The organism is Caballeronia sp. GAWG1-5s-s, from assembly GCF_023631445.1.
In the GTDB taxonomy this organism is placed as follows: domain Bacteria; phylum Pseudomonadota; class Gammaproteobacteria; order Burkholderiales; family Burkholderiaceae; genus Caballeronia.
Genome location: NZ_JALQDC010000003.1, coordinates 409,049 through 432,713, shown reverse-complemented (window position 1 = coordinate 432,713; position 23,665 = coordinate 409,049). Strand labels below are relative to the sequence as shown.

21 protein-coding genes and 3 tRNA genes are annotated in these 23,665 nt (G+C 64.2%); 13 read left to right on the top strand and 11 right to left on the bottom strand.

Translation table 11 applies throughout. The features are described from left to right. Positions 1–31 precede the first annotated feature (31 nt). From NCR34_RS04460 to NCR34_RS04445, 4 genes are all read left to right on the top strand, one after another. Positions 32–1,054 (top strand): adenosine deaminase, encoded by a 1,023-nt coding sequence (locus NCR34_RS04460; protein WP_250499177.1) that lies wholly within the window; start codon positions 32–34, stop codon positions 1,052–1,054. Between the two features lie 31 nt (positions 1,055–1,085). Then, positions 1,086–2,456, top strand: a complete 1,371-nt coding sequence (locus NCR34_RS04455; protein ID WP_175939775.1) for an NCS2 family permease — start codon at positions 1,086–1,088, stop codon at positions 2,454–2,456. A 29-nt stretch (positions 2,457–2,485) separates the two neighbouring features. Next, positions 2,486–3,814, top strand: a complete 1,329-nt coding sequence (gene guaD / locus NCR34_RS04450; protein WP_250499176.1) for a guanine deaminase — start codon at positions 2,486–2,488, stop codon at positions 3,812–3,814. A 127-nt stretch (positions 3,815–3,941) separates the two neighbouring features. Continuing rightward, a complete protein-coding gene (locus NCR34_RS04445) occupies positions 3,942–4,382 on the top strand; it encodes a hypothetical protein (RefSeq protein ID WP_250499175.1) in 441 nt (146 codons plus the stop codon). 9 nt (positions 4,383–4,391) lie between these two features. Here NCR34_RS04445 and NCR34_RS04440 read toward each other — a convergent pair whose 3' ends face one another. The 8 genes from NCR34_RS04440 to NCR34_RS04405 all read right to left on the bottom strand — a co-directional run bounded on the left by NCR34_RS04440 (position 4,392) and on the right by NCR34_RS04405 (position 12,479). Next, entirely contained in the window at positions 4,392–5,456 is a 1,065-nt protein-coding gene (locus tag NCR34_RS04440) for a 2-aminoethylphosphonate aminotransferase (RefSeq protein WP_250499174.1), read from the bottom strand. Beyond that, positions 5,456–6,622 (bottom strand): phosphonopyruvate decarboxylase, encoded by a 1,167-nt coding sequence (gene aepY, locus NCR34_RS04435; RefSeq protein WP_250499173.1) that lies wholly within the window; start codon positions 6,620–6,622, stop codon positions 5,456–5,458. Before aepY ends, NCR34_RS04440 begins: the two co-directional genes overlap by 1 nt. Beyond that, entirely contained in the window at positions 6,615–8,312 is a 1,698-nt protein-coding gene (gene aepX / locus NCR34_RS04430; RefSeq protein ID WP_250499172.1) for a phosphoenolpyruvate mutase, read from the bottom strand. Before aepX ends, aepY begins: the two co-directional genes overlap by 8 nt. Continuing rightward, entirely contained in the window at positions 8,309–9,085 is a 777-nt protein-coding gene (locus NCR34_RS04425) for a phosphocholine cytidylyltransferase family protein (RefSeq protein ID WP_250499171.1), read from the bottom strand. The genes aepX and NCR34_RS04425 overlap by 4 nt, the downstream gene beginning before the upstream one ends. 25 nt (positions 9,086–9,110) lie before the next feature. Continuing rightward, entirely contained in the window at positions 9,111–10,127 is a 1,017-nt protein-coding gene (locus tag NCR34_RS04420) for a flippase-like domain-containing protein (protein WP_250499170.1), read from the bottom strand. Beyond that, positions 10,124–10,936, bottom strand: coding sequence for a HalD/BesD family halogenase (locus tag NCR34_RS04415; RefSeq protein WP_248321627.1), 813 nt, complete (start codon positions 10,934–10,936; stop codon positions 10,124–10,126). Before NCR34_RS04415 ends, NCR34_RS04420 begins: the two co-directional genes overlap by 4 nt. Next, positions 10,933–11,664 carry a CDP-alcohol phosphatidyltransferase family protein gene (locus NCR34_RS04410; RefSeq protein ID WP_248321626.1) on the bottom strand — a complete coding sequence of 244 codons (732 nt, stop codon included), beginning with the start codon at positions 11,662–11,664 and terminating at the stop codon, positions 10,933–10,935. Before NCR34_RS04410 ends, NCR34_RS04415 begins: the two co-directional genes overlap by 4 nt. A 95-nt stretch (positions 11,665–11,759) precedes the next feature. After that, positions 11,760–12,479, bottom strand: a complete 720-nt coding sequence (locus tag NCR34_RS04405) for a DUF4136 domain-containing protein (protein ID WP_248321625.1) — start codon at positions 12,477–12,479, stop codon at positions 11,760–11,762. Between the two features lie 195 nt (positions 12,480–12,674). Between NCR34_RS04405 and pepN the strand changes: the two genes are divergently transcribed. The 5 genes from pepN to NCR34_RS04380 all read left to right on the top strand — a co-directional run bounded on the left by pepN (position 12,675) and on the right by NCR34_RS04380 (position 18,294). Then, positions 12,675–15,401, top strand: coding sequence for an aminopeptidase N (gene pepN, locus NCR34_RS04400; protein WP_248321624.1), 2,727 nt, complete (start codon positions 12,675–12,677; stop codon positions 15,399–15,401). A 150-nt stretch (positions 15,402–15,551) separates the two neighbouring features. Further along, positions 15,552–16,571 (top strand): class 1 fructose-bisphosphatase, encoded by a 1,020-nt coding sequence (locus NCR34_RS04395; protein ID WP_248321623.1) that lies wholly within the window; start codon positions 15,552–15,554, stop codon positions 16,569–16,571. 53 nt (positions 16,572–16,624) lie between these two features. Beyond that, positions 16,625–16,700, top strand: a tRNA-Thr gene (locus NCR34_RS04390). Positions 16,701–17,312: 612 nt separating this feature from the next. Further along, a complete protein-coding gene (locus NCR34_RS04385; RefSeq protein WP_175939762.1) occupies positions 17,313–17,462 on the top strand; it encodes a hypothetical protein in 150 nt (49 codons plus the stop codon). A 220-nt stretch (positions 17,463–17,682) separates the two neighbouring features. Continuing rightward, a complete protein-coding gene (locus tag NCR34_RS04380) occupies positions 17,683–18,294 on the top strand; it encodes a chorismate mutase (RefSeq protein WP_248321622.1) in 612 nt (203 codons plus the stop codon). 2 nt (positions 18,295–18,296) lie between these two features. Here the strand turns inward: NCR34_RS04380 and NCR34_RS04375 are convergent, their stop codons facing one another. Continuing rightward, positions 18,297–19,445, bottom strand: coding sequence for an exonuclease domain-containing protein (locus NCR34_RS04375; RefSeq protein ID WP_248321621.1), 1,149 nt, complete (start codon positions 19,443–19,445; stop codon positions 18,297–18,299). 679 nt (positions 19,446–20,124) lie between these two features. On the opposite strand from NCR34_RS04375, the gene NCR34_RS04370 reads away from it, so the two are divergent. Next, a complete protein-coding gene (locus NCR34_RS04370) occupies positions 20,125–20,382 on the top strand; it encodes a hypothetical protein (RefSeq protein WP_248321620.1) in 258 nt (85 codons plus the stop codon). A gap of 510 nt (positions 20,383–20,892) precedes the next feature. Continuing rightward, the gene (locus NCR34_RS04365) at positions 20,893–22,044 is read left to right on the top strand and encodes a porin (protein WP_248321618.1); all 1,152 of its coding nucleotides are present in this window, start codon (positions 20,893–20,895) and stop codon (positions 22,042–22,044) included. Between the two features lie 81 nt (positions 22,045–22,125). Here the strand turns inward: NCR34_RS04365 and greB are convergent, their stop codons facing one another. Then, a complete protein-coding gene (gene greB, locus NCR34_RS04360) occupies positions 22,126–22,677 on the bottom strand; it encodes a transcription elongation factor GreB (RefSeq protein ID WP_248321616.1) in 552 nt (183 codons plus the stop codon). 154 nt (positions 22,678–22,831) lie between these two features. Between greB and NCR34_RS04355 the strand changes: the two genes are divergently transcribed. Together NCR34_RS04355 and NCR34_RS04350 are read left to right on the top strand one after the other, a co-directional pair. Further along, positions 22,832–22,908, top strand: a tRNA-Arg gene (locus NCR34_RS04355). Between the two features lie 94 nt (positions 22,909–23,002). Next, positions 23,003–23,079, top strand: a tRNA-Arg gene (locus NCR34_RS04350). 67 nt (positions 23,080–23,146) lie between these two features. Here the strand turns inward: NCR34_RS04350 and NCR34_RS04345 are convergent. Then, complete coding sequence (locus tag NCR34_RS04345) at positions 23,147–23,638, bottom strand: phage protein NinX family protein (protein WP_250499169.1); 492 nt, start codon at positions 23,636–23,638, stop codon at positions 23,147–23,149. Between the last annotated feature and the right edge of the window lie 27 nt (positions 23,639–23,665).

Genomic DNA, 23,665 nt, shown 5'->3' with positions numbered 1-23,665 from the left:
CCCCTAGCATCGACATAAGAACCCCAAGCCCATGAATCCCACACTCGCCGACAAGATCGCGCGCGCGCCGAAGGCGGAACTGCACATTCACATAGAAGGCTCGCTCGAACCCGAACTGATCTTCGCGCTTGCCGAAAGGAACGGCGTGAAGCTCGCGTACGACTCCATCGACGCGCTGCGCGCCGCGTACGCGTTCACCGACTTGCAGTCGTTCCTCGACATCTACTACGCGGGCGCGAGCGTCCTGCTGCATGAGGCCGATTTCTACGACATGACGATGGCCTACGTCGAGCGCGCGCTCGCCGACCACGTGACGCACGCGGAGATCTTCTTCGATCCGCAAACGCATACGGAGCGCGGCGTCGCCATCGAAACGGTCGTCGCGGGCATCGAGCGCGCGCTCGCCGAAGGCGAGAAACGCGGCCTCACGTCGAAGCTCATTCTCTGCTTCCTGCGTCATCTCTCCGAGGAAGACGCGCTCGCCACGTATGAAAGCGCGCTGCCGCTTTTCGACCAGTACGCGCACCGGCTGATCGGCGTCGGGCTGGATTCGTCGGAACGCGGGCATCCGCCGTCGAAGTTCGAGCGCGTCTTCGCGAAGGCGCGCGCACGCGGGCTGAAGCTCGTCGCGCATGCGGGCGAGGAAGGTCCGCCCGCGTACGTCTACGAAGCGCTGGATGTGCTCAAGGTGGATCGCGTCGATCACGGCGTGCGCAGCATCGAAGACGCGGCGCTCGTCGCGCGTCTCGCGGATGCGCGCATCGCGCTGACCGTGTGCCCGCTCTCGAACATCAAGCTCTGCGTGTTCGATGACATGACGAAGCACACGCTGAAAGACCTGCTGGATCAGGGCGTCGCGGTGATGATCAATTCGGACGATCCCGCGTACTTCGGCGGCTACGTCAACGCCAACTACTTCGCCATCGTCGATGCGCTGAAGCTCTCGGACAAGGAGGTCTACACGCTGTTGAAAAACAGCCTGGAAGCCTCGTTCGTGACCGACGAGGAACGCGCCGCGATGGTCGCGCGCCTCGACGCGTACTGGAAGCAGTAACCCAAGCACTAACCGCACTAATGCAATAAAGATGGATACCACAGCAACAACACAACGCGACACCACCGCCCTCGAACGATTCTTCGGCATTCGCGCGGCCGGCTCGCGCACGAAAACCGAGATCGTCGCGGGCATCACGACCTTTCTCACGGCGATGTACATCATCGTCGTCAACCCCGGCATTCTTTCGCAGGCCGGCGTGCCGTTTCCGGCAGCGCTCACGGCAACCGTCATCGTCAGTTTTCTCGGCAGCTGCGCGATGGGCCTCTACGCGCGCAACCCCGTGCTGGTCGCGCCCGGCATGGGCATGAACGCGCTCTTCGCCTTCGTGATGGTCCACGGCGGCAAGATGCCGTGGCAAACGGCGCTCGGCTGCGTGTTCTGGGCCGGCGTGATCTTCGCGGTGCTCGCGGTGTTCAACGCGCGCAAGCTCGTCGTCGATGCGATTCCCGCGAACCTGCGCCATGCGGTGTCGTGCGGCATCGGCCTGTTCATCAGCCTGATCGGGCTCGTGAACGCGAAGTTCGTCGTCGGCGATCCGGTGACCATCGTGCATTCGGCCTCGCTCAATCCGGTGGTCATCACGTTCCTGATCGGCCTTGCCGTCACGACAATTCTGGTCGCGCGCAAAGTGACCGGCGCGTTGATGCTCGGCATCGTGTTCACGACGATCATCGCCATTCCGATCGGCCGCGTCTGGGGCGACGGCACCGCGTACTGGCCCGCCGCCATCGCCACAAAGACGCTCGTGAACTGGAACGGCCTTTTCGCCGCGCCGGACTTCTCGGGCATCTGGCAACTGGACCTGACGGGCGCGCTGAAAGTGGTCTACTGGCCGTTCATCTTCGTGATGCTCTTCACGTCGTTCTTCGACGCGCTCTCCACCTTCATGGCGATTTCCGAGGCCGGCAAGCTGTTCGACGCGAACGGCAACCCGCGCAACATCCGCCAGTCGATGATGGTCGACGCCTTTTCCGCGCTCGTTTCAGCGCCGCTCGGCACGAGTCCCGCGAACGCCTATATCGAATCGGCGGCGGGCATTTCGGCGGGCGGGCGCACCGGGCTCGTCGCCGTCGTCGCGGGCTTGTGCTTCCTGCCATTCCTGTTCCTCTCGCCGCTCCTGTCGCTCGTTCCGGCGATCGCGACCGCGCCCGCGCTCGTGCTCGTCGGCGTGTTCATGATGGAAGCGATCACGCAAATCGAATGGCATCGCTTCGATGAAGCCATTCCCGCGTTCCTCGCGATGATCCTGATTCCGCTGACCTACTCGATCACGGACGGCGTCGCGTACGGCTTTCTCGCGTTCGTCGTGCTCAAGTCGGCGACCGGGCGCTTCAACGAGATCAAGCCGGCGATGTGGATCATCGCGGCCTTCTCGCTCGTATTGCTTTCGCAGTTGTAGACATCACTAGAAATCGGAGACGTTGCACCATGACTCAGACCGCCTACCGCGCCCAGTTGCTCACCTTCCGCGAAGACCCCGCGCTCGCCGCCGACGGCGCGGTGTACGAGGCCGACGGCCTGTTGATCGTCGAGGACGGCAAAGTGGCCGCGGCAGGCGCGTATGCGTCGCTGCGCGACAGGCTCGGCGCGGACGCGACCGTGCACACCATGCGCGACAAGCTGATCGTGCCGGGCTTCATCGACTCGCACATTCACTTTCCGCAGACGGACATGATCGCGTCGCCCGCGCCGGGTCTCTTGCCGTGGCTCAACACGTACACGTTTCCGACCGAGCGCGGCTTCGAGAATCCGGCCGTCGCGCGGGAGACGGCGAGCTTCTTCCTCGACGAACTGCTCGCGTGCGGCACGACGACAGCGCTCGTCTACTGCACGGTGCACAAGCAATCCGCCGATGCGTTCTTCACCGAAAGCGAGGCGCGCAATCTGCGCATGGTGGCGGGCAAGGTGCTGATGGATCGCAACTGCCCCGAGTTTCTTCGTGATACGGCGCAATCCGGCTACGACGACAGCGCCGAGCTCATCGCGCGCTGGCACGGTCGCGGCCGACAGCATTACGCGCTGACGCCGCGCTTCGCGCCGACATCGACCGAAGCGCAACTGGAAGCGTGCGGCGCGCTCGCGCAGCAACATCGCGATGTGTTCATTCAGACGCACGTCGCGGAGAACACCGACGAGATCAAGTGGGTCGAGCGCCTGTTTCCGGGGCACCGCAGCTATCTGGACGTCTACGATCACTACGGCCTATTGCGGCGGCGCGCGGTGTACGGCCACTGCATTCATCTGGATGACACCGACCGGCAGCGCATGGCCGAAACGGGCGCGGTGGCGTCGCATTGCCCGACGTCGAACCTGTTTCTCGGCAGCGGTTTGTTCGATTTCGAGAAAGCTGGCGCGTCAAAGATGCCGGTCGCGCTCGCGACGGATGTGGGCGGCGGCACCTCGTTTTCGATGCTCCAGACGATGAACGAAGCGCACAAGGTCGCGCGTCTGACGGGGCATCACCTGAGCGCGACGCGCATGTTCTGGCTCGCGACGACGGGCGCCGCGCAAGTGCTCGAACTCGACGACAAGATCGGCACGCTCGCGCCCGGCAGCGAAGCGGATTTCGTCGTGCTCGATCCGGCCGCGACGCCGCTGCTCGCCCGGCGCACGGCGCGCGTCGAATCGCTCGAAGAACTGCTGTTCGCGTTCGCGCTGCTCGGCGATGACCGCGCCGTGTTCGAAACCTACGCGGCAGGCAAGCGCGTGCACGAGCGCGAGCGACGCAGGACGACGGCGCTGGAACTGGCGGCCTGAGTGTCGATTAAGCGCCCTTCGCACGAAGGGCGTTTTCCTTTGCGATGCCGAGAAAGCGCTGATCCGAGCACAAATTTTGCGCGCTCGCTAAAGTGCAAGCTTTCGTCCGTCACCGTGAAGATTCGTTATGAAGGCCGCCGCGCTTTTCTTTCGCCTAGCCGCATCCCTCGCGCTCGCCCTGTCGGCTGCGCCGTCGCATGCACGCGCAATCGAAGCGCAACTCGACTGCCACTCCACCGCGCACGACTTCATCGCGCCGCTTCAGCAGGACGGATTGATCGAGAAGAAGCCCATGCGCGTGGAGCCGAACTCGGTCAACGCGTTCAAGGCGGTCAAAGGCGCGACGCTGACGGCATACGGATTCAAGGTGTATGCGGTCGTCGGCTACCAGAAGGACGATCCGATCTTCCGACAGGGCAACGGTGAGCCGATCGCGGATTCGGCTTACGGCGTGGTCGTCTGGGCGAGCGACGACGCCGTGAAGGAAAAGGTCGACGCAGCGGGCAGCGACGCGGATGTACACCACGTCGCGCCCTTCATCACGGCGATCTTCTGCAAAGGCCCCTGACGCTTACGCTCAACGCAGCAGGTCCGCGACGGATGCGATGAGGCGATCCATGTCGCTGGCGTCGAGCGCGCCCATCGTCGAGATGCGGAACAAGGTCTTCGACAAGCCGCCCTGCCCCGCGTAGATCACGAAGCCCTTGGCTTTGAGCGCATCGTGCAGCGTTTCGTAGCTGATGCCCGCCGGCAGCCGGTACGCGCGCAGCACGACCGACGACTCGTCCGCCGGCAAAGCGCTTTCGATGCCGAGCGCCGCAAAGCCCGCTCGCACTTGCTCGGCGAGCGCCGCATAGCGCGCGTGGCGCTTGCGCCAGCCGCCTTCGTCCTCGAACTCGCGCAACGCCTCCACGAGCGCGTAGTACGCATGCACCGACGGCGTGAACGGCGTGTTGCGCGCGTCCTGCAACTTGGCGAGCCGCGCGATGCCGAGGTAATACGTGCGGCTCGCGGCCTTCGCCAGCGCGTCGCGCCGCGCGATCACGAACGCCGCGCCCGGCACGCCGTGCAGGCACTTGTTCGCCGTCGCCGCCACCGCGACGATACCGCCGCCGTCGAAGTCGATCGCTTCCGCGCCGAAGCTGCTCACGCCATCGACCAAGAGGCCGACGCCGCGTTCGGCGCACGCCCGCGAGAGCGCATCGAGCGGATTCAGGCGGCCCGTCGTCGTTTCATGATGAATGATCGCGACGTGCGAGAACGCCTTCTCGTCGATCATGTGGATGATCGCGTCGGTGTCCGGCGCCTGCATCCATTCGTACTTCAGCACGTCATGCTCGATGCCGTACTGCGCCGCGATCTGCGCGATGCGGTCGCCATACACGCCGTTTTCCACGACGAGCAGCCGCCCGCCTTCCGGCACGAGGCCCGCGATCATGCTTTCGACGGCAGCCGTGCCGGAACCGGTCATCAGCACCGCGGTCCACTCCGCGGGATCGAGCTCGTATGCCGCGACGAGCCGCGTTCTCGCTTCGTCCTGCAAGTCGAAGAACTCCGGCTCGCGATGGCACAGGTCCGTCCGCAGCAGGCTGTTGCGCACGCGTTCGGTCAGCGTGACGGGACCGGGATTGAGCAGCAGCATCAGCGTTCTCCGATGTGTCGTTGCAGACGCGCGCGCACGTCTTCCGGCGTGATCTTCGGGCGCGGCAGGTCGGCGGGCGTGCCGGTGGTAATCGACAGCCGCGCGAAGCGCGCGCCTTCGGGCGCTTGCGCGTCGAAGAGGCGGTCGATCACGCCGATGTCGTCACCGTCGAGCGCGAGCGCATAGCCGCACGCCGACGCGATCGACGCGAAATCGACGCCGCGCGACACGGTCGCCTGTCCGCCGGTCGATTCGTGCGCGCCGTTGTCGAGCAACAAGTGGATGAGGTTGGCCGGGCCGTACGCGCCGAGCGTCGAAAACGCGCCCATGCGCATGAGCGCCGCGCCGTCGCCGTCGAGCGCGACGACGGTCAGGTCCGGACGCGACAGCGCGAGGCCGAGCGCCATCGGCGTCACGCAGCCCATGGAGCCGACGAGATACAACTGGTTCTCGCGGTCGTCGATGGCGTACAGCTCGCGGCCGCAGAAGCCGGTCGAAGCCAGGACGACCGTCGAGTCCTTAGGCGTGCGTGCGATCACCCGCTCGAGCGCGGCATGACGTGTCACGCGCTCGCCTTCGAATCGGTCGACCGGCGCGGAGGCTTCGGACGAGCGCACGCCCGACAGCCCGGTCTTCTTCAGTTCGTACGGCGCGACGCTGCCCTTCTGCATCACGAGCGCATACGGTCGGCCGGTGCGGTCCATGTATTCGGTCGCGCGGTCGAGCGCCGGACCGATGGCGTCCGCTTCCGTCGGGAAAAGCTCCCACGGAATCTCCATCGTGTCGAGCATCTGCGGCGTGATCGGGCCCATCAGCGCGTGCTGCGGCTCGTCGGCGACGCCCGGCTGGCCGCGCCACGTCACGATCAGAAGCTGCGGCAGCCGGAACGTCCACGTGAGCGAGGTCAGCGGGCTCACTGCGTTGCCGAGGCCGGAGTTCTGCATCATCGCGATGCCGCGACGTTTGCGCTCGCCGTTCCCTGCGCCAAGCGCGACGCCTGCGATCAGCGCGACCGCATCGCCTTCGTTCGCCGCCGACACGTAATGCAGCGATTCGTCCTGCAGCACGTAGTTGATGAACGGCGTGAGAAACGAGCACGGCACGCCCGCATACCAGTCGAAGCCGCGCGCGCGCGCCGCCTCGACGAACTGGGCGGCCTCAATCACGCGCGTTCTCCAGTCCTTCCGAGCCGATCGGCGTTTGACCGTGCGCAAAGTCGCCCGCGCGACGGAAGTCGTCGAGGTCGTTCACGCCGCGCCAGTGGCCGTGCACGTACTGCACTTCGATCTTTTCGCCCGCCGCGACGAGCGCATTCAGCAGCGCGGCCATGTCGAGCGTATCGAAGTCGGGGCGCGCCTGAAGCTGCGCGAGCACCGCGAGCAGGCGGTCACGGGCACCGCTGCGTACATTGATGAGACCCATCCAGCGGCCTTGCGGCGCGCGGTTTTCGGTCAGGCCATGTCCCGCGCCGACCACGCTTTCCAGCCACACTTCCTGCCCGAAGAGCGCGCGGTCATCGGGTTGCGAGCAATAAGCGAAGTCCGTCGCGGACGCGCCCGATTGCGGCGTCTGCGACGAATCGACGACGACGCAGAAGTCGCTCGGCGATTCGACGAGATCGCGCAGGATATAGCTGCGAAACAGCAGGTCGCCGTAGGAGAGCACCGTGTCGCCGGTGATGTGCTTCGCGGCGCACGCGAGCGATGCCAGTTCGCCCGTCGACGCGTGCTTGTCGTTGACGACGAGCCGGACGCCCGACATATCGATCGCATCGGCACGGTAGCCGCCGACCACCGTGATGTCATTGATGCCTTCCTTCTTGAACGCCTCGACCAGATGGCGCAGAAGCGGCTTGCCCGCGACCGGCAGCATCACTTTCGGACGATCGGCCGTCACGGCTTCGAGGCCCGCGCCGCGGCTCGCCGCCAGCACGACCGCGCTGCGCTTTTCGTTGGCCGCCGTCAGATAGATGTTCTCTGCCGCCGAGTATTCGTCGGCGTCTTGCAGCCGGAAAATCTCGTTGACCGTCGCGATGCGGTCTTCCACATTGACGAGCGTCTCGCTGTCGTGAATTTCCTTCGCGATAGCCTGCATCGCGGAAACGGCGCCGCGAATCAGATGGTTCGCCCAGATCACGCAGCTGATGCCCGCCTGACGGAACGCGTCGGTCGGCGTGCTGTAATACTTCGTCGGCACGATCACGAGCGGACCGCGCCCGGCCCATTCGCGCGCGAAGGTCAGGATTTCGTCGGGCTTCGAGAGCTTGCTGTGGATCAGAATCGCGTCCGCGCCCGCCTGCCGGTACGCCTCGGCGCGCTTGAGCGCCTCCTCCATGCCCCAGCCGGCGATCAGCGCCTCGACGCGCGCCACGATCGAGAAGTTAGGATCGCTTTGCGAATCCTTGCCGGCCTTGATCTTGCCGCAGAATTCGTCGATGTCCGCGAGCGGCTGCGCTTCGCCGTTGATGAAGCTGTTGGTCTTCGGGAACTGCTTGTCCTCGATGCACACGCCCGCGATGCCGCGCTGCTCCAGCTTCTTCACCAGCCGGCGCACGTTGTTGAAGTTGCCGTAGCCGGTGTCGCCGTCGAGCAGGATCGGCAGATCGCTCGCGTCGGCCATGAATTCGAGGTTATCGACAACCTGCGTCCAGCTCGCTTCGTTGTTGTCGCGCACGCCGAACTGCGCGGAGATCGAGAGGCCCGAGCCCCAGATCGCCTTGAAACCGGCTTCCTTCGCGATGCGCGCCGAGATGCCGTTGTGCGCTTCCATCAGGAATTCGAGGCGGCTGCTTTGCAGCATCTCGCGCAGGCGCATGGTGCGCGAGTAGCCGACGGGAATGGTTCGGGGTGCGTTCATTGTTGGGAGGCTCCTGCAAACTGACGTAGCGGTTGCAACTGCGGCAGCACTTCGTCGGCTGCGCGCTTCACGTCGTTCTGAAAGTCGATTTCAATCCACGGCGCGCCGGTCACATCGGCGATATCGAACACGTGGGCTTTTTCCAGCAGCAGGTCGCGCACCGCTTCTTCGTGCGGCATCTTCGCGCGGCCCGTTTCGACATAATCCGCGACGATATCGGCAAGACGCGCGGCCGTCTTCTCGTCGAAGCGGAAGAAACCGACCGATTCGCCGATGGTGTCGTACGCGAGGCCCGCCGCGACCTGCTTGCGCAGTTCCACCGGCACGCCGTTTTCGACGCACAGCTTCACCGGCTCGTCGCCGGCTTCGAAATCGCGGTCGATCAGCAGGCGATTCACGGCGCCGCCCGCGACCAGCGATTCGATGATGCGCTCATCGTAGAGCACGTCGGCGTCCATCAGCAGCACGTCGCCGCCGCGCGTCATCGCTTCGCGCGCGGTATGCACGGACAGCACGCTGCCGAGCGTGAATTCCTCGTTCACGACGATCTCCGTCTTCGGCTTCCAGTCGATCGACGCGAGTTCGGCCTCGATCTGTTCGTGCTTGAAGCCGGTGACGAAGACGATTTCATCGACACCCGCGCCCTTCAGATAATGAAGATGGCGTTCGAGGAGCGAGGCGTCGCCAAAGCGCAGCAGGCATTTCGGCTTTTGCTGGCCTTCGGGCTGAACAAGACGCAGTCCCATCCCGGCCGCAAGAATAATTGCGCGCATGGTTGTTGTTCCCTTCGAGGGTGAATCAGTCGATATCCGGCACGCGCGCAAGACGACGGCGCTGCCAGCCTTTTTCAACGAAATGCAGATAGACGATGCCCGGCACGCCGAGCAAGAGCTCGCGGGCGCGCTTGGCGAGCGAGAGCGCCAGCGCCGTTTCGGGCGGCAGGCCGACGAGGCGCGCGAGCAGCAGATAACCGCCTTCCTGCACGCCGAGCGAGCCGGGAATGGCGAACGCCGCGCCGCGAATCGCCTGACCGAGACTTTCGAGCAGCAGCGCTTCGGTCCAGCCGACCGGATGCCCGAGCAGATCGAGCACGATCCAGACTTCGCCCGTGCCGACGATCCAGCCGAGAAGGCTCAGGCGGAAGCTCGCCGCCACCTTGCCGCGCTCGCGATACAGCGCGTGAACGGCCGTATCGACCGCCTCGGCGCGCGTGACGAGCGACGACCAGTCGCGCTTCTTCGAAAAGCGCGCGGCAATGCCGGACGCAAAGCGCATCGCGCGGCCGAAGAGACCGCGCCGCTGCGCGAGATAGAAACCGAAGATCATCGCGCCGATCACGGCGACGACCGCGAGCACCGCAATCGACACGACCGTCGACGAGCCGCCCGCCGCGTAGCTCGTCAGCAGCACGACGCCGACGAGCGCGAAAAGAAGCTGCGCGACGGTCTGCATCGTCGTGCTCACGGTGATGACGGCGGCTGCGTCGCGCGCGCGCATGCCGCGCTGCGAGAGATGGCGGACCATCAGCATGGGCCCGCCGATTTGTCCGGCGGGCATCAGGCTATTGACCGATTCGCCCGCCCAGCGCGCGAGCAGCGCGTCGCGCAAGGTGACGTCGCGTTCGTTGCGGGAGAAGAGCACGCTGATCGCGCCCGCGTCGAGCACGAGCGGCGCGAAGTGAAACGCGGCCACCGCAAAGATGCCCCAGCCCGCGGCGGCGAGCGTCGACGCCACCGAGCCGAAACCTTGCCAGCCGAGCAGCGCGATGAACAACACCACGCCGATCGACAGCAGAAACGTGCCCGCGCGGCTCATGCCTGTCCGTTCTTGCCGCCTTTGCGGCGAAAGACCTGCTTAAAGCCGAAGTACGCGATCGAGTCCTTCATGTTCGAGATGAAACGCTGGAACGGCCGCATCTCCGGGTTCGTGACGTACTCGAACGTGAGCGACACGCGCATCTCGTTTTCGCCGAGCGGCGTGACGCGATGCCGGAGCTTGTCGCCGTCGAAGAACACCAGCGCGCCCGGCGGATACTGCACCGAGCCGGGCTGCGGCGTCGCGTTCGGCGTGCGCGTGTGCAGTTCGTAGTCGAGGCGGCAGGACGAGTCGTCGATCACGCCGAGCAGCATGGTGTAGCGGCGGCCGTTGTAGTACGACGTGTCGTAGTGCCAGCCGATGTGATCGCCGGGGCGCGTGTAGAAATAAAGCGCGTAGGCGTGCGGATCGTCTTCGGGCGAGAGTTGCAGCTTGTCGCCGCTCACCGCCTCCAGCCACTTGATGAGCGCCTCCGAGCGGTACAGGTCCGCGATGAACGGCGCGAGCTTGTCGAGCGTATGACGGCTCACGCTGCCGCCCGCCTTGTGGCCCGGCAGGTAGTTGCGGTTCACGGCCGGCATCACGTCGTGCACGGCGGCGATCAGGCGTTCGGTGTAGTCGCGCGGAAGGAAGTCGTCGAGATAGAGGAAGGAGCCTTGTTTCTCGTAGTCCGCGTGCAGCCTCGGCGTGGGCAACGTGGCGAGGCGCGCGTTGAGGGTCGCGTCGATATCGCGTGGCGACGGGCGGCCCGCGTGGTCCGCGTGTGACTGTCGAGGTTGCTGGTTGACCGGAGTTGCCGTATCGCTCATCTCACCGCCTGAAAATCGTTGCCGTCCTTGCGCGCGGCGTGCGCCGTCTGTGCTGTCTGTGCCTTCGCGCGCACGGTGGCTTCGGCGCGCACGCGGCGCGTCACGCGCCGGTAGTCCACCGCGACGAACACCGCGAACAACGGCGCGCCGATGGCCGCCGCGATCAGAAACGGCGTCATGCCGTTCAGCACCGTCACGAGCGGCAGCAGATACAGCACGTCTTCGGTTTCGAAGCCGGCGACCGTTGCCTGCTTGGTGCCGGACTTGCCGACCATCGACTCGATGCGCATGCGCAGGAAGAAAATGAGCGCGACCGCGACGCCCGCCACGCCGCCGAGCCACTGCGCGGCCGTCGCGTACGAAGGATGATGCACCGCGACGTAAAAACCGATGCCGGCGAAGAGCAGCACGGTCACGAGCGCGTCGCACGCAAGGTCGTAAAAGTGTCCGATCTTACTCGACTGACCGCTGATGCGCGCAAGCTCGCCATCGGTGTGATCGACGAAATTTGACAGCGCGATCAGGAGCGCGCCGAGCGAGCACAGCCAGAAGTCGCCGAGCGAAAGGTAGTACGCGCCGCCGAGCCCGATGGCGAGGCGAACGGTCGTCAGATGATTCGGCGTGACGGGCGTGCCGACGAGCGGCGTGACGAGGCGGCGGGCGAGCCGGGCGTCCCATGTGGCGGGCTCGGGAACGGCTTTCGGACGGGGCGGACACGGTTTTGTCATGACCGCGAATATATCGCTTATTGACCGCCGCTGCATATATTGCGGCGCGGCCGAATGCCCTGTTCTGGCGCGTCTCGGCGTGCCGCGAGCCACCGTCACTCCGCGGTTTTGGGCGCTGTTGCAGGCGCCGGCGCGGCGCCGCTCGCCGTCGAATCGGGCGATGCCGCCGTCTCGTTGCCGATGCCGACGTTCTTGTCCACCGGCAGCGTCACCGTGCGCACCGTGCCGTTGCCGAGCGGGAAGTCGGCGAGCGCGCTGCGGGCGAGATACGGCATCGCGCGATACAGCGAGGCGTCGTCGGTCGAATTGACCGCTGTCACCTTGTAGACCTCGCGTCCGGTCACGCGCTCGGTCATGCGGATCTGCAGCGCGTGGATATAGACGGGGTAACTCTGGTCGACATAGCCCGTCGGACCCCACGGGCCGTATGGACCGAAGCCGCCCCACGGCCCCCAGAACGGACGGCCGTAGTAGCCGTACCACGGCCACGGATCGTAATAGACGGGCTGCCGCACCGTCACGAGGTCGCCGCGCACGGAATACGCGAGCGCCACCTGAAAATGCGCGCTTGCTTGCGGCGCCTCCTTGAACGCGTATTTCGCCAGTTCGCTCGCGACGAGCGTCTCGTAAGTCTTCTGCTCGATGCTGTTCTGCTGGTCGTCACCGCGGGCGAACGCATAGGTGCGCGTGGCGTCGCTGCCCGTCCAGTCCGAGAACGCGGTCACCTGCGTCTGGACGTAGGTCGTGCAGCCAGCAAGCCACAACGCGCCGGGCAGGGAGGCCGCGCGTATCAGCCGATGGGTCGAGAGGTTCATGGCCATCCTCATTTCGTTGACTGCGCTCGGGCGAGCGTCGAACGGCGGCGCCGGACTCACCGGACTCACCGGACTCACCGGACTCACGATAGCCAGCCGTTTTGTACAATGGTTCGACCTGCTGAGCCCGCGTTCGTGCGCGCATGAGCCGCACGTGAGCGTTCGGGCCGCCACTCTCACCGAGATGATCTTGCCATGTCCAACACGCCCGCACCGACCGCGTCCGCTGTGATTCGCCGCGAGGACTATACGCCGCCCGCTTTCCTCATCGATTCGGTCGCGCTGGAATTCGACCTCGTGCCGTCGCGCACGGTCGTGAAGAACACCATGCGCCTGCGCCGCAACCCGGACGCGCCGGGCCATGCGCCGCGCCTCGAACTGATCGGCGAGCAACTGGAGTTCGTGCGCGCCGCGATCAACGGCGCAGCGCACGCGGACGTGCAGACCAGCGAGAACGGTTTGTCGATCGGCGACCTTCCCGGCGACGCGTTCGAACTCAGCATCGAAACCGTCTGCAATCCGGAGCAGAACACGACGCTCTCCGGTCTTTATGTGTCGAGCGGCAACTTCTTCACGCAATGCGAGGCGGAAGGCTTCAGGCGCATCACGTACTTCCTCGACCGTCCGGACGTGATGGCCACCTACACCGTCACGCTGCGCGCCGACAAGGCGGCGTATCCGGTGCTTTTGTCCAACGGAAATCTGATCGAGGAAGGCGATCTGCCCGACGGCCGCCACTTCGCCAAGTGGGAAGATCCGTTCAAGAAGCCGAGTTATCTATTTGCGCTCGTCGCGGGCAAGCTCGTCGCGCTGGAAGAACGCATCAAGACCGGCTCGGGCAAGGAAAAGCTGCTGCAGGTGTGGGTCGAGGAACACGATCTCGACAAGACGCGCCACGCGATGGATTCGCTCATTCACTCGATCCGCTGGGACGAGAAGCGCTTCGGGCTGGAACTGGATCTGGACCGCTTCATGATCGTCGCGGTGAGCGACTTCAACATGGGCGCGATGGAGAACAAGGGCCTCAACATCTTCAACACAAAGTACGTGCTCGCCAATCCGGAAACGGCGACGGACACGGACTTTTCGAACATCGAGGCGGTGGTCGGCCACGAGTACTTCCATAACTGGACCGGCAACCGCGTGACGTGCCGCGACTGGTTCCAGTTGAGCCTGAAGGAAGGGCTGACGGTGTTCCGCGATCAGGAATTCTCCGCCGACATGGCCGCGGGCGACGCCGATGGCGCGGCGAGCGCGGCGGCCCGCGCGACCAAGCGCATCGAGGACGTGCGCGTGCTGCGGCAAATGCAGTTCGCCGAGGACGCCGGCCCGATGGCGCATCCGGTGCGCCCGGAGAGCTACGTCGAGATCAACAACTTCTACACGATGACCGTCTACGAGAAAGGCTCGGAAGTCGTGCGGATGTATCAGACGCTGTTCGGCCGCGACGGCTTCCGGCGCGGCATGGACCTCTACTTCCAGCGCCACGACGGCCAGGCCGTGACGTGCGACGACTTCCGTCAGGCGATGGCCGACGCAAATCATCGCGACCTCGCGCAATACGAGCGCTGGTACAGCCAGGCGGGCACGCCGCGCGTCACCGTGCGCGCGTCCTACGACGCCGCGAACAAGAAGTACACGCTGACGCTGACGCAAGGCTACGGCGAGACTTCGGAAGCCGCCCGCGCGACGCAGAAGGGACCGCTTCTGATTCCGTTCGCGGTCGGTCTGATCGGCGCGAACGGTGCGGATCTGCCGCTGCGTCTCGAAGGCGAAAAAGAGCCGAGCGGCACGACGCGCGTGCTCGAATTCACGGAGCGCGAGCAGTCGTTCACCTTCGTCGATGTCGCCGAGGCGCCCCTGCCCTCGCTGCTGCGCAATTTCTCGGCGCCTGTGATCGTCGAATACGACTACACGAATGAACAGCTCGCGTTCCTGCTCGCGCACGACAGCGATCCGTTCAACCGCTGGGAAGCCGGCCAGCGCCTCGCCACGCGCGAGTTGCTCGCGCTCGCCGGGCGCGCGGCGAAGGGCGAGACGCTTTCGATCGACGACGAAGTGATCGCGGCGTTCGCTCAGGTGCTCGACGACACCACGCTCACGCCCGCCTTCCGCGAACTCGCGCTGATGCTGCCGTCCGAGAGCTATCTCGCCGAGCAGATGAGCGTGTCGGACCCCGCCGCGGTGCACGCGGCGCGCGTGTTCATGAGCCGCCGGCTCGCGTCGCAGTTGCGCGACAAGTGGCTCGCTGTCTACGAGGCGAACCAGACGCCGGGCGAATACCGGCCGACGCCCGAAGACGCCGGCAAGCGCGCGCTCAAGAATCTGGCGCTCGCCTATCTGAGCCAAGTCGACGATCCGAGCGACGCCGTGCGTCTCGCGCAAAAGCAGTACGACGACGCGAACAACATGACGGACCGCTCCGCCGCGCTTTCGGCGCTGTTGCTTGCCAGCGCGACGGCAGGCGCGGACCCGACCGTCGCCGATGCGGCGCTCGCGGACTTCTATCGCCGCTTCGAGAAGGAGGCGCTGGTGGTCGACAAGTGGTTCGCGCTTCAGGCGACGCAGCGCGGCGGCGAGCAGCGTAAGGTGATCGAGATCGTGCGGCAGCTGATGCAGCATCCGGCATTCACGCTGAAAAACCCGAACCGCGCGCGCTCGCTCATTTTTAGCTTCTGTAGCGGCAATCCCGCGCAGTTCCACGCGGTCGACGGCTCCGGCTACGCGTTCTGGGCCGAGCAGGTTATCGCGCTGGACGCGTTGAATCCGCAGGTCGCGGCGCGGCTCGCGCGCGGACTCGAGATGTGGCGGCGCTTCACCCCGGCGCTGCGCGAGAAGATGCACGCGGCGTTGAGCGAAGTCGCGTCGAAGGCGAAGTCGCGCGACGTGCGGGAAGTGGTCGAGAAGGCGTTGGCGGCGTAACCGCGCTTGACCCGCTCAGTGGCCGTCGCGCGATGTTTCGTGCGACGGCCATTCTTGTTTATGGCGGCGACGGCCGGTGCTGTCACATGGGCGAGCAGGATCGAGCGGTTAGAATCGTGAATATTCGTCTAACGCTCACCGGAGCCCAGCATGTCCTCCATTTCCAGCCGTACCACGCTCACGAAGTATCTGATCGAGCAGCAGCGCGAACACCAGAACCTGCCGGCCGACCTGCGTCTTCTGATCGAAGTCGTCGCGCGGGCCTGCAAGCAAATCGGCTATCAGGTGAGCAAAGGCGCGCTCGGCGATGCGCTCGGCTCCGCCGGCAGCGAGAACGTGCAAGGCGAAGTGCAGAAGAAGCTCGACGTGCTCTCGAACGAAATCCTGCTCGAAGCCAACGAATGGGGCGGCAACCTGGCCGCGATGGCATCGGAAGAGATGGAAAAGATCTTCCCGATTCCGAACCGCTATCCGAAGGGCAACTATCTGCTGACCTTCGATCCGCTCGACGGCTCGTCGAACATCGACGTGAACGTGTCGATCGGGACCATCTTCTCGGTGTTGCGCTGCCCGGACGGCGCGGACCCGACGGAAGCGGTCTTCATGCAGCCGGGAAGCGCACAAGTGGCCGCAGGTTATGCCGTGTACGGGCCGCAGACGGTGCTGGTGCTGACCACGGGCAATGGCGTCAACTGCTTCACGCTCGACCGCGAACTCGGCTCCTGGGTGCTGACGCAGCGCGACATGCAGGTGCCGACGGAAACCCGCGAATATGCGATCAACGCGTCGAACAGCCGCCACTGGTACGAGCCGGTGCAGCGCTACGTCAACGAACTGAACGAAGGCAAGGACGGTCCGCGCAAGGAAGACTTCAATATGCGCTGGATCGCGTCGATGGTCGCGGACGTGCATCGCATCCTGAATCGCGGCGGCATCTTCATGTATCCGGCCGACAAGCGCACGCCGGATCGCCCGGGCAAGCTGCGCCTCATGTACGAAGCGAACCCGATGGCGTTCATCGTCGAGCAGGCGGGCGGCGCGGCGACCGACGGCGAGCGGCGCATTCTCGACATCGTCCCGACGAGCTTGCACCAGCGCGTGCCGGTGTTCCTCGGCTCGAAGAACGAAGTGGACCGCGTCACCCGCTACCATCAGACAAAGAAAAATTGATTCAGGGTCTTGCCAAATCGAGAATGTGGTCGCTATAATCTTGTTTCTCTGATGCCGGAATAGCTCAGACGGTAGAGCAGCGCATTCGTAATGCGAAGGTCGGGGGTTCGATTCCTCTTTCCGGCACCACAAGCTTCAAGCAGCAAACCAAAACCCGCGTTCATGCAAATGACGCGGGTTTTTGTTTTTGGTGGTCTCGAACGCGCGCGAGACCGGCTCTCCTCCAATGCGTAGTTGCTTCCTCCGGCTTCCTCGACTGCCTCGAATTTCGGTTCGCGGCGCAAATACGCAAAAGCATTTCGCATTCGCGCAACCGGCTTCTCTAAATCGCGCGATATGTGCGCTTTCGTACAACGACGAGCCATTTTCCGCTTTGCACCACAGCGTCAACGAAGGTTTCCCGGTATCGTTATATCCATAGAGGAAAGGCAACGATTCAGCGTGGGCGCGGCGCCGCGCCTGGCGCGACGGGGCTCCGCGTTGTTCTAACGGCTTGGTCCACTGCGGTTGTTTTTGCTAAAACTTAAGTAAGCGGGTTCATCCGTCAGCGAAAATTACCGACCGCCGCACGAACGGTCATATGCTTGATCGGTCACCATAGTTTTGCGCTCAAGCCGAAGCCACGCCGAACCGATAACGCTTAAACAGAGGATCAGTTAATCGGCCATGCGGCAGCGCACGAGACATGCAGCAGTCGCAATAGCCAGCAATCGAATGTCGATGTCACCCGAGGAGAGAACCATGGACGCCAAACCGACGAAAATCCCGACGCCCGACAAGGTGCATTGTCCGGACCCGGAGCCGGTAGCCGTCGAGTTTCTCGCGACCGAACTGCCCGAGCACGTGCGCGCGTTCTTCGACGAACAGCGCAAGCTGGCTTCGGTCAAGTAGGCGGCCGCGCTGAACCATCACGCCGCCGTCGTGAAGACGACGCCCGGTGCGCGCGGCGCGCACGGACTTCGCAGTCCGCACATGGCGCTCGCCAGGAAGCGTCACGCCCTCTCCTTCTGAAACGAGTCGGGCTGACGCCTGGCTTCGCTCGCCTGATCCAACCGTCCGCACGACTGCGCGCCTGCGCTATGCTGGCGCTTTTGCGCGAACCGCCCAGACGATGCGCCACCGATCGGCCCCCGCTCTTCTCTCTCTTCTTTCTCGCCTGACCGTCGCCTGCACGCTGCTGCTCGCGGCTGCCGCGCCCGCGCAAGCAGACGGCGACGACACGGCGTTCACCAACCTCATCGCGCTCGTTTCTCAACGCTTAGCTCTCGCTGAACCGGTCGCCCGCTATAAGTGGGCGCGCCACGAGCCGATCACCGACGCGCCGCGCGAAGCCGCGCTGCTCCGGCACGTTGACGAAAAAGCACGCGCCGCGGACATCGATCCAGAATTCGCGCAGCAGTTCTTCCGCGATCAGATCGACGCGAGCAAGGACGTGCAGAACGCGCTGTTCGCGAACTGGCGCGCGCTGAGGGCCGCGCCCGAAGGTTCGCCGCCCGATCTCGCCACCGAGACCCGCCCGAAGCTGGATCGGCTGACGAGCGCGCTGTTGACCGCGCTCTCGCGTATCGAGCCGATGCGCCACGCCGATGACTGTCCGCTGCGTCTCGCCGATAGCCTCGCGCGCTGGAAGCACGTCACGCGCTATGACTCGTCGATGAACGCGCCGCTCGGGCGCGCGTTGTCTCACGTGTGCGCGGCCGGCGGCGTCGGCGGGATCGGCTGAGGTTAGGAAGCCGCGCTCGCCAGCACGTCCTGCCGCAACGGCACGAACGCGAGACCGCGAGCCAGACGTTCGCCGAGAATGCGGTATACCGCCAGGTCGAAACGCGCGGGTTCGCCTGTCGCCCGCAATTCATGCGCTTGCTCGAGCGTCCCAGCGGTGCCGAAGTACTGCCAGTTGTCGACCACATGCCATGCGCGGTGCCCGGTTGCCGCGTCGCGTTCCTCGATGGCGATGGCGCCTGTGTGCGGCCACGGCATGCCGCGCGCATCACCGGCTCGGGACTTCGGCGCGCGGTTGAGCAAAGGACGCAGCGTCGCGATCATCTGCGCCTCGGCAAGCATCGCGCCGATTTCGCCGCCCGTCGCCTTCCATTCCACGCGTCGCACAAGGGCGGCCAGGCGCAGGTCCTTCGCTGACCGGCGCGGCCCGGTCAAATGCGAGCGCACGCGCTGGCGCAAGCGCACGCTGCGGCCGACATAGAGCGGTGCGTCGTCGTCGCCGAAGAAGACGTACGCGCCGCAGCCCGCCGGAATGCGCTCGATCGTGTCTTCGTCGATCTGCGCCGCGAGACGGAAGCGGCGCGTCACCCGGCCCACGTGTTCCGCCAGTGTCTCCGGCGCGTGCGCCCGATGCAGATGCTGCCAGAACTGCCACAGCAGATCCGCATCGGCGAGCGCGCGATGCCGGGCGGCGGGCACGAGCGCGTGACGTTCGACGAGCGCATCCAGCCCGTGCCGCGTTTCCGCCGGATACACCGCCCGCGACAGTTGGACCGTGCACAGCACGTCCGGCACGAAGCGCATGCCGATGCGCCTGAACTCGCTCTTCAGAAAACTGTGATCGAAGTGCGCGTTGTGCGCGACGAAGAGCCGCCCGTCCATCCGGTCGAGCAAGCCGGCCGCGAGTTCGGCGAAGGTGGGCGCGTCTCGCACCATCGCGTCGTCGATGCCGGTCAGCTGCTGAACGAATGCGGGAATCGGCCGCTCCGGATTCACGAGCGAGGTCCACTGCGACACCCCTTGCGGCCCGGCCTCGACGATACCGATTTCAGTGATGCGATCGACGCCGAACGTGCCGCCGGTGGTTTCGAGATCGACGAAAACGAGAGGGGTGGAAGGCAGTGCAAGCGCGGGAGGGAAATTGGGGTGCATCGTGATCTAAGGCAGTGCGGCAGCTTCGGCCGTGCAACGGGGAATTCGAATTGCCCATTCTAACGCACCGGTATCTCCGAGGCGTCGGCGGAAGGTTCGGGCAAATCGGGCGGTCTCGGCAATTCATCGAATATCTTGAGGGCGCCGACGTAGGTAGTTTCACCGATTTACCGGGATATTATGGAGTCGCAGGTGCGTCGATACGGCGAAAGCCGATTTCGCGCGTGGTCGCGCATGTTTTCGCCTTGCAATCTCGTATAAACCCCAGTCATAAAACGCATGCGGGAATACTGCTCGGAAATTCGGCGTGGTAGGCCTTGCCGCACCTGCGCCACGCGGGACAGCCGTTCCCGCTCGGCGGCTGCGCCGTGTGGGCCACGCTTCGCGGCCTCGCCAGGCAGCGTAGATCAGCCACGGCTGATTAACTCCGGAATTAACGGTTCGCGGCGTTCTGCAAAGTTACTTCATCACGCTTGATTAACTAGCCGCAGTTGGGATCATGTGACGGCTTTACTCGGCGCATATAGTTTCGATAAAGATAGCATTCGTGAAAAGCCGATTATCTGGCGCGAGGTGCAAATCTCATTACCAAGGAGTAAGTGTTAACTCGCCTTGCCCGATTCTCCACCCGAGAGGATCATGGAAATAAGATGTGATGCAATGAATAGGAGGATCGACGATGAATCACTTGACGCGCTTTGCGCAATGGCTGAAGTCACTCGTCGGTTCGTTTATTCCATCTGGCGCGCCGTCGATATCGCCGCTTTCATTCGAACCGGCATGGCACGGTGATCACTGGCAGAACCTGCTTGCATCGCCGATGGACGCCCGCCGCTACGTCACCGAGGACTGGGCCACGCCGCTGGACGACGACCTCGTGCCGAACCGGGAGGAAGCCGTCGACCTCGAGCCCGCTGAAGCCTCGACCACACTGTGACAAGCAAAAAAAAAGCGCGACCAAAAGGCCGCGCTGACAAAGTTTGGAGATCTTTTCCGTCAACGAAAAAGTCTGCTTCGGAAAGCAGAAATGACAGTATAGCCACCGCCGTCGCAATAATTACCCTCAGGCGTGGCAATCTTCTGTTGCTGTTTTCTCAACAATCCATTTTCCGAACTCGTCCCATTCCATTTCGGCGCAAATCGTGTCGCACATCTGCAACGCAGATTGGTTGACACTTAAGCGCCGCGCCCTTTATTCGCCAATAAATCACTGAATCTAAAGCAGAAAATCGCCTCTTGCGATCATTGCTAATCGGAGAATGATTTATTGCGCGAAGTGGAACGTGTCGCTATGTAACACCGTCTTTACACTTCGTCTGGTCCGGAAACAAACGCGTCGCTGTCCGCGGCACGTTGCTCCTCCGACCGCGCCTCTCGCAGCCGGTCGCAGCGAGGTTTCCTCAAAGCCTGGGTTCCTTAGGCCCAATCTGCTCTCGGAGTTACAAAGATGAAAAAGACTCTCATGGTCGCAGCCCTCACGGGCGTCTTCGCTACCGCCGCTCACGCGCAAAGCAGCGTCACGCTCTACGGCCTGATCGATGCGGGCATCACCTACACGAACAATCAGAACGGCCACAGCAACTGGAAGGCGACGAGCGGCGCGGTCAACGGCAGCCGTTGGGGCCTGCGCGGTTCGGAAGACCTGGGCGGCGGCCTGAAGGCGATCTTCACGTTGGAGAACGGCTTCAACATCATGAACGGCACGAACGGCCAAGGTGGTCGTGAGTTCGGCCGTCAGGCATATGTTGGTCTGTCGAGCAACCAGTTCGGCGCTGTGACCCTCGGCCGTCAATATGACTCCGTGGTCGACTTCCTCGGGCCTCTGGCTCTGACGGGCACGCAATACGGCGGCACGCAGTTCGCCCACCCGTTCGATAACGACAACCTGACCAACACGTTCCGCGTCGACAACTCGGTCAAGTACACCAGCGCGAACTACGCTGGCCTGAAGTTCGGCGCGATGTACGGCTTCTCGAACCAGGCTGGCGGTTTCGCGAACAACCGTGCGTACAGCGCGGGTGTGTCGTATAACTACGGTCCGTTGAACGTGGCGGGTGCGTACTTCCAGACGAACAACAGCGCGCCGATCAATGCAGCGGGCGCGGCAATCGCGGGCGGCGCGGTCACGGCTGACCAGGCTCCGTTCTCGGCAGGCCGTCAGCGCATCTTCGGTGGTGGCCTGAACTACGCGTTCGGTCCGGCGACGGTTGGCTTCGTGTTCACGCAAACCATGCTCGACAGCGGCGTCGGTCTGACGAACGTCGGCTCGCAAGGTCTCGGCAACATCACGCTGGGCAACAGCGTGCGCTTCCAGAACTACGAAGTGAACGGCCGCTACAACCTGACGCCGGCTCTGTCGCTGGCAGCGAACTACACGTTCACCGATGCGCGCATCGAAGGCGTGAAGCCGAAGTTCCACCAGGTCGACCTCCAAACGGCATATGCGCTGTCGAAGCGTACCGACGTGTATCTGCAGGGCGAGTACCAGCACGTGACGAACACGGACGGCACGAACATCGGCGCGACGATCAACGGCGTTGGCATCTCGTCGACCTCGAACCAAGTCTCGGCAACGGTTGGCGTTCGTCACCGCTTCTAAGCCTCGACTGCAGTTCTGCTTGTTAAAAAGCCGCTCCTCGGAGCGGCTTTTTTTCGTCTCTACGCCGACATGACGCGCGAACTAGCGCGGATACCGCACGTCGAGAATATCGATCTGCTGCACGCCCGCCGGCGTGTGCAGCGGCACCGTATCGCCGATACGCGCCTTCAGGAGCGCCCGCGCGACCGGCGAGATCCAGCTCACGTGCCCGCGGTCCAAATCCACCTCGTCGACGCCGACGATCGTCACCGTATGCACGATGCCGTCGTCGCCCGCGTAGTCCACCGTCGCGCCGAAGAAGACCTGATCGACGTTCTCCTGCTTGCGCGCATCCACGACCTCCGCGAGATCGAGACGCTTCGTCAGAAAGCGGATGCGCCGGTCGATCTCTCGCAGGCGCCGCTTGCCGTAGATGTAATCGCCATTCTCCGAGCGATCACCGTTCGACGCCGCCCACGACACGAGCTTGACCACTTCCGGGCGCTCGTTGTCGAGCAGTTGCAGCAACTCGTCGCGCAGCCGCTGATGGCCGGCAGGCGTGATGTAGTTCTTCGCGCCGGCCGGCACATCCGGCTGGCCCAGTTCGAGATCGTCGTCGCTCTCGTCGGATTCTTTGACAAATGCCTTGTTCATGGTGCAAACCGATTCCAGAATTCCGCGCATCGCGCGCTGAGTGTGTAGAGGCGTGTAATCGTCAACTTACCACGACGCTAGCCCATCTCACCCACTTTTCGGTCAACGCCTCTTCCCTTTTCAAACGGGCTTGGCTATAATTCCGCTTCTGCGTGCGGCTGTAGCTCAGTTGGATAGAGTACTTGGCTACGAACCAAGGGGTCGTGGGTTCGAATCCTGCCAGCCGCGCCACCTTTTCCGGTGTTTTGCTTCGAAGCCAAACACCAGCGCTTAACCAAAAGCGCGTTGAAGTCACTAGCAGTATCGTTGTAGTACCGTTTTGCGTGCGGCTGTAGCTCAGTTGGATAGAGTACTTGGCTACGAACCAAGGGGTCGTGGGTTCGAATCCTGCCAGCCGCGCCACTTTTGAAGGGCCTTCCATCCGGAAGGCCCTTTTTGTTTTTCCCCTCGCTTATCGCGACGCTGATCGTCAGGGCCGTGGCGGCGACTTGATATCGCCAATGCGCGCGTTGGGCGCCGGCACGTCCTCCGCCGAGATGAACGCCGTCGGCTCGCTGATCGCTTCCGCGCGCGTGCCGAGCAAGGTCTGCGGATGCCGCAAGTAGACATCGTCGACGGTATCGCCGAACGAATGCCGCACGAACGCGCGCAAGAGCGCCACGCGCAGCGACGGCCCCCGCGCGTGCACCGGCTCGCCGTCCTTGCCGAACGTCGCCGTGCACTCCACTTCCCCGCGTCCCACGTCGCTCATTTCGAGCCGGCAGGCGCGCTCCAGCACGACAGAGGCGGCCTCCCACGACGTCGACGGCAGAAACCGCCCGTCCCACGCCTTGCCGCGGTCATTGCCGCGGATCGAGAGCGTCGTGCCGCTGTCGGTAAAGTGGATTTCCCTGATGAAGTCGTGAAGGCCGCGCGCCACCCAGTAATCGAGCGTGGGGCCTTCGAGGTCGGATGTATTCATAACGGCGCTCTCCATGCTTTCGGTCGA

Bases quoted from the DNA above. Each gene is read 5' to 3' on its own strand.
- NCR34_RS04455 (WP_175939775.1), top strand. From the start codon at position 1,086: ATGGATACCACAGCAACAACACAACGCGACACCACCGCCCTCGAACGA.
- NCR34_RS04460 (WP_250499177.1), top strand. From the start codon at position 32: ATGAATCCCACACTCGCCGACAAGATCGCGCGCGCGCCGAAGGCGGAA.
- NCR34_RS04445 (WP_250499175.1), top strand. From the start codon at position 3,942: ATGAAGGCCGCCGCGCTTTTCTTTCGCCTAGCCGCATCCCTCGCGCTC.
- guaD (WP_250499176.1), top strand. From the start codon at position 2,486: ATGACTCAGACCGCCTACCGCGCCCAGTTGCTCACCTTCCGCGAAGAC.
- NCR34_RS04420 (WP_250499170.1), bottom strand. From the start codon at position 10,127: ATGAGCCGCGCGGGCACGTTTCTGCTGTCGATCGGCGTGGTGTTGTTC.
- NCR34_RS04405 (WP_248321625.1), bottom strand. From the start codon at position 12,479: ATGAACCTCTCGACCCATCGGCTGATACGCGCGGCCTCCCTGCCCGGC.
- NCR34_RS04345 (WP_250499169.1), bottom strand. From the start codon at position 23,638: ATGAATACATCCGACCTCGAAGGCCCCACGCTCGATTACTGGGTGGCG.
- NCR34_RS04365 (WP_248321618.1), top strand. From the start codon at position 20,893: ATGAAAAAGACTCTCATGGTCGCAGCCCTCACGGGCGTCTTCGCTACC.
- NCR34_RS04395 (WP_248321623.1), top strand. From the start codon at position 15,552: ATGTCCTCCATTTCCAGCCGTACCACGCTCACGAAGTATCTGATCGAG.
- NCR34_RS04440 (WP_250499174.1), bottom strand. From the start codon at position 5,456: ATGCTGCTGCTCAATCCCGGTCCCGTCACGCTGACCGAACGCGTGCGC.
- greB (WP_248321616.1), bottom strand. From the start codon at position 22,677: ATGAACAAGGCATTTGTCAAAGAATCCGACGAGAGCGACGACGATCTC.
- aepX (WP_250499172.1), bottom strand. From the start codon at position 8,312: ATGAACGCACCCCGAACCATTCCCGTCGGCTACTCGCGCACCATGCGC.
- pepN (WP_248321624.1), top strand. From the start codon at position 12,675: ATGTCCAACACGCCCGCACCGACCGCGTCCGCTGTGATTCGCCGCGAG.
- NCR34_RS04385 (WP_175939762.1), top strand. From the start codon at position 17,313: ATGGACGCCAAACCGACGAAAATCCCGACGCCCGACAAGGTGCATTGT.
- NCR34_RS04410 (WP_248321626.1), bottom strand. From the start codon at position 11,664: ATGACAAAACCGTGTCCGCCCCGTCCGAAAGCCGTTCCCGAGCCCGCC.
- NCR34_RS04370 (WP_248321620.1), top strand. From the start codon at position 20,125: ATGAATCACTTGACGCGCTTTGCGCAATGGCTGAAGTCACTCGTCGGT.
- NCR34_RS04380 (WP_248321622.1), top strand. From the start codon at position 17,683: ATGCGCCACCGATCGGCCCCCGCTCTTCTCTCTCTTCTTTCTCGCCTG.
- NCR34_RS04425 (WP_250499171.1), bottom strand. From the start codon at position 9,085: ATGCGCGCAATTATTCTTGCGGCCGGGATGGGACTGCGTCTTGTTCAG.
- NCR34_RS04415 (WP_248321627.1), bottom strand. From the start codon at position 10,936: ATGAGCGATACGGCAACTCCGGTCAACCAGCAACCTCGACAGTCACAC.
- NCR34_RS04375 (WP_248321621.1), bottom strand. From the start codon at position 19,445: ATGCACCCCAATTTCCCTCCCGCGCTTGCACTGCCTTCCACCCCTCTC.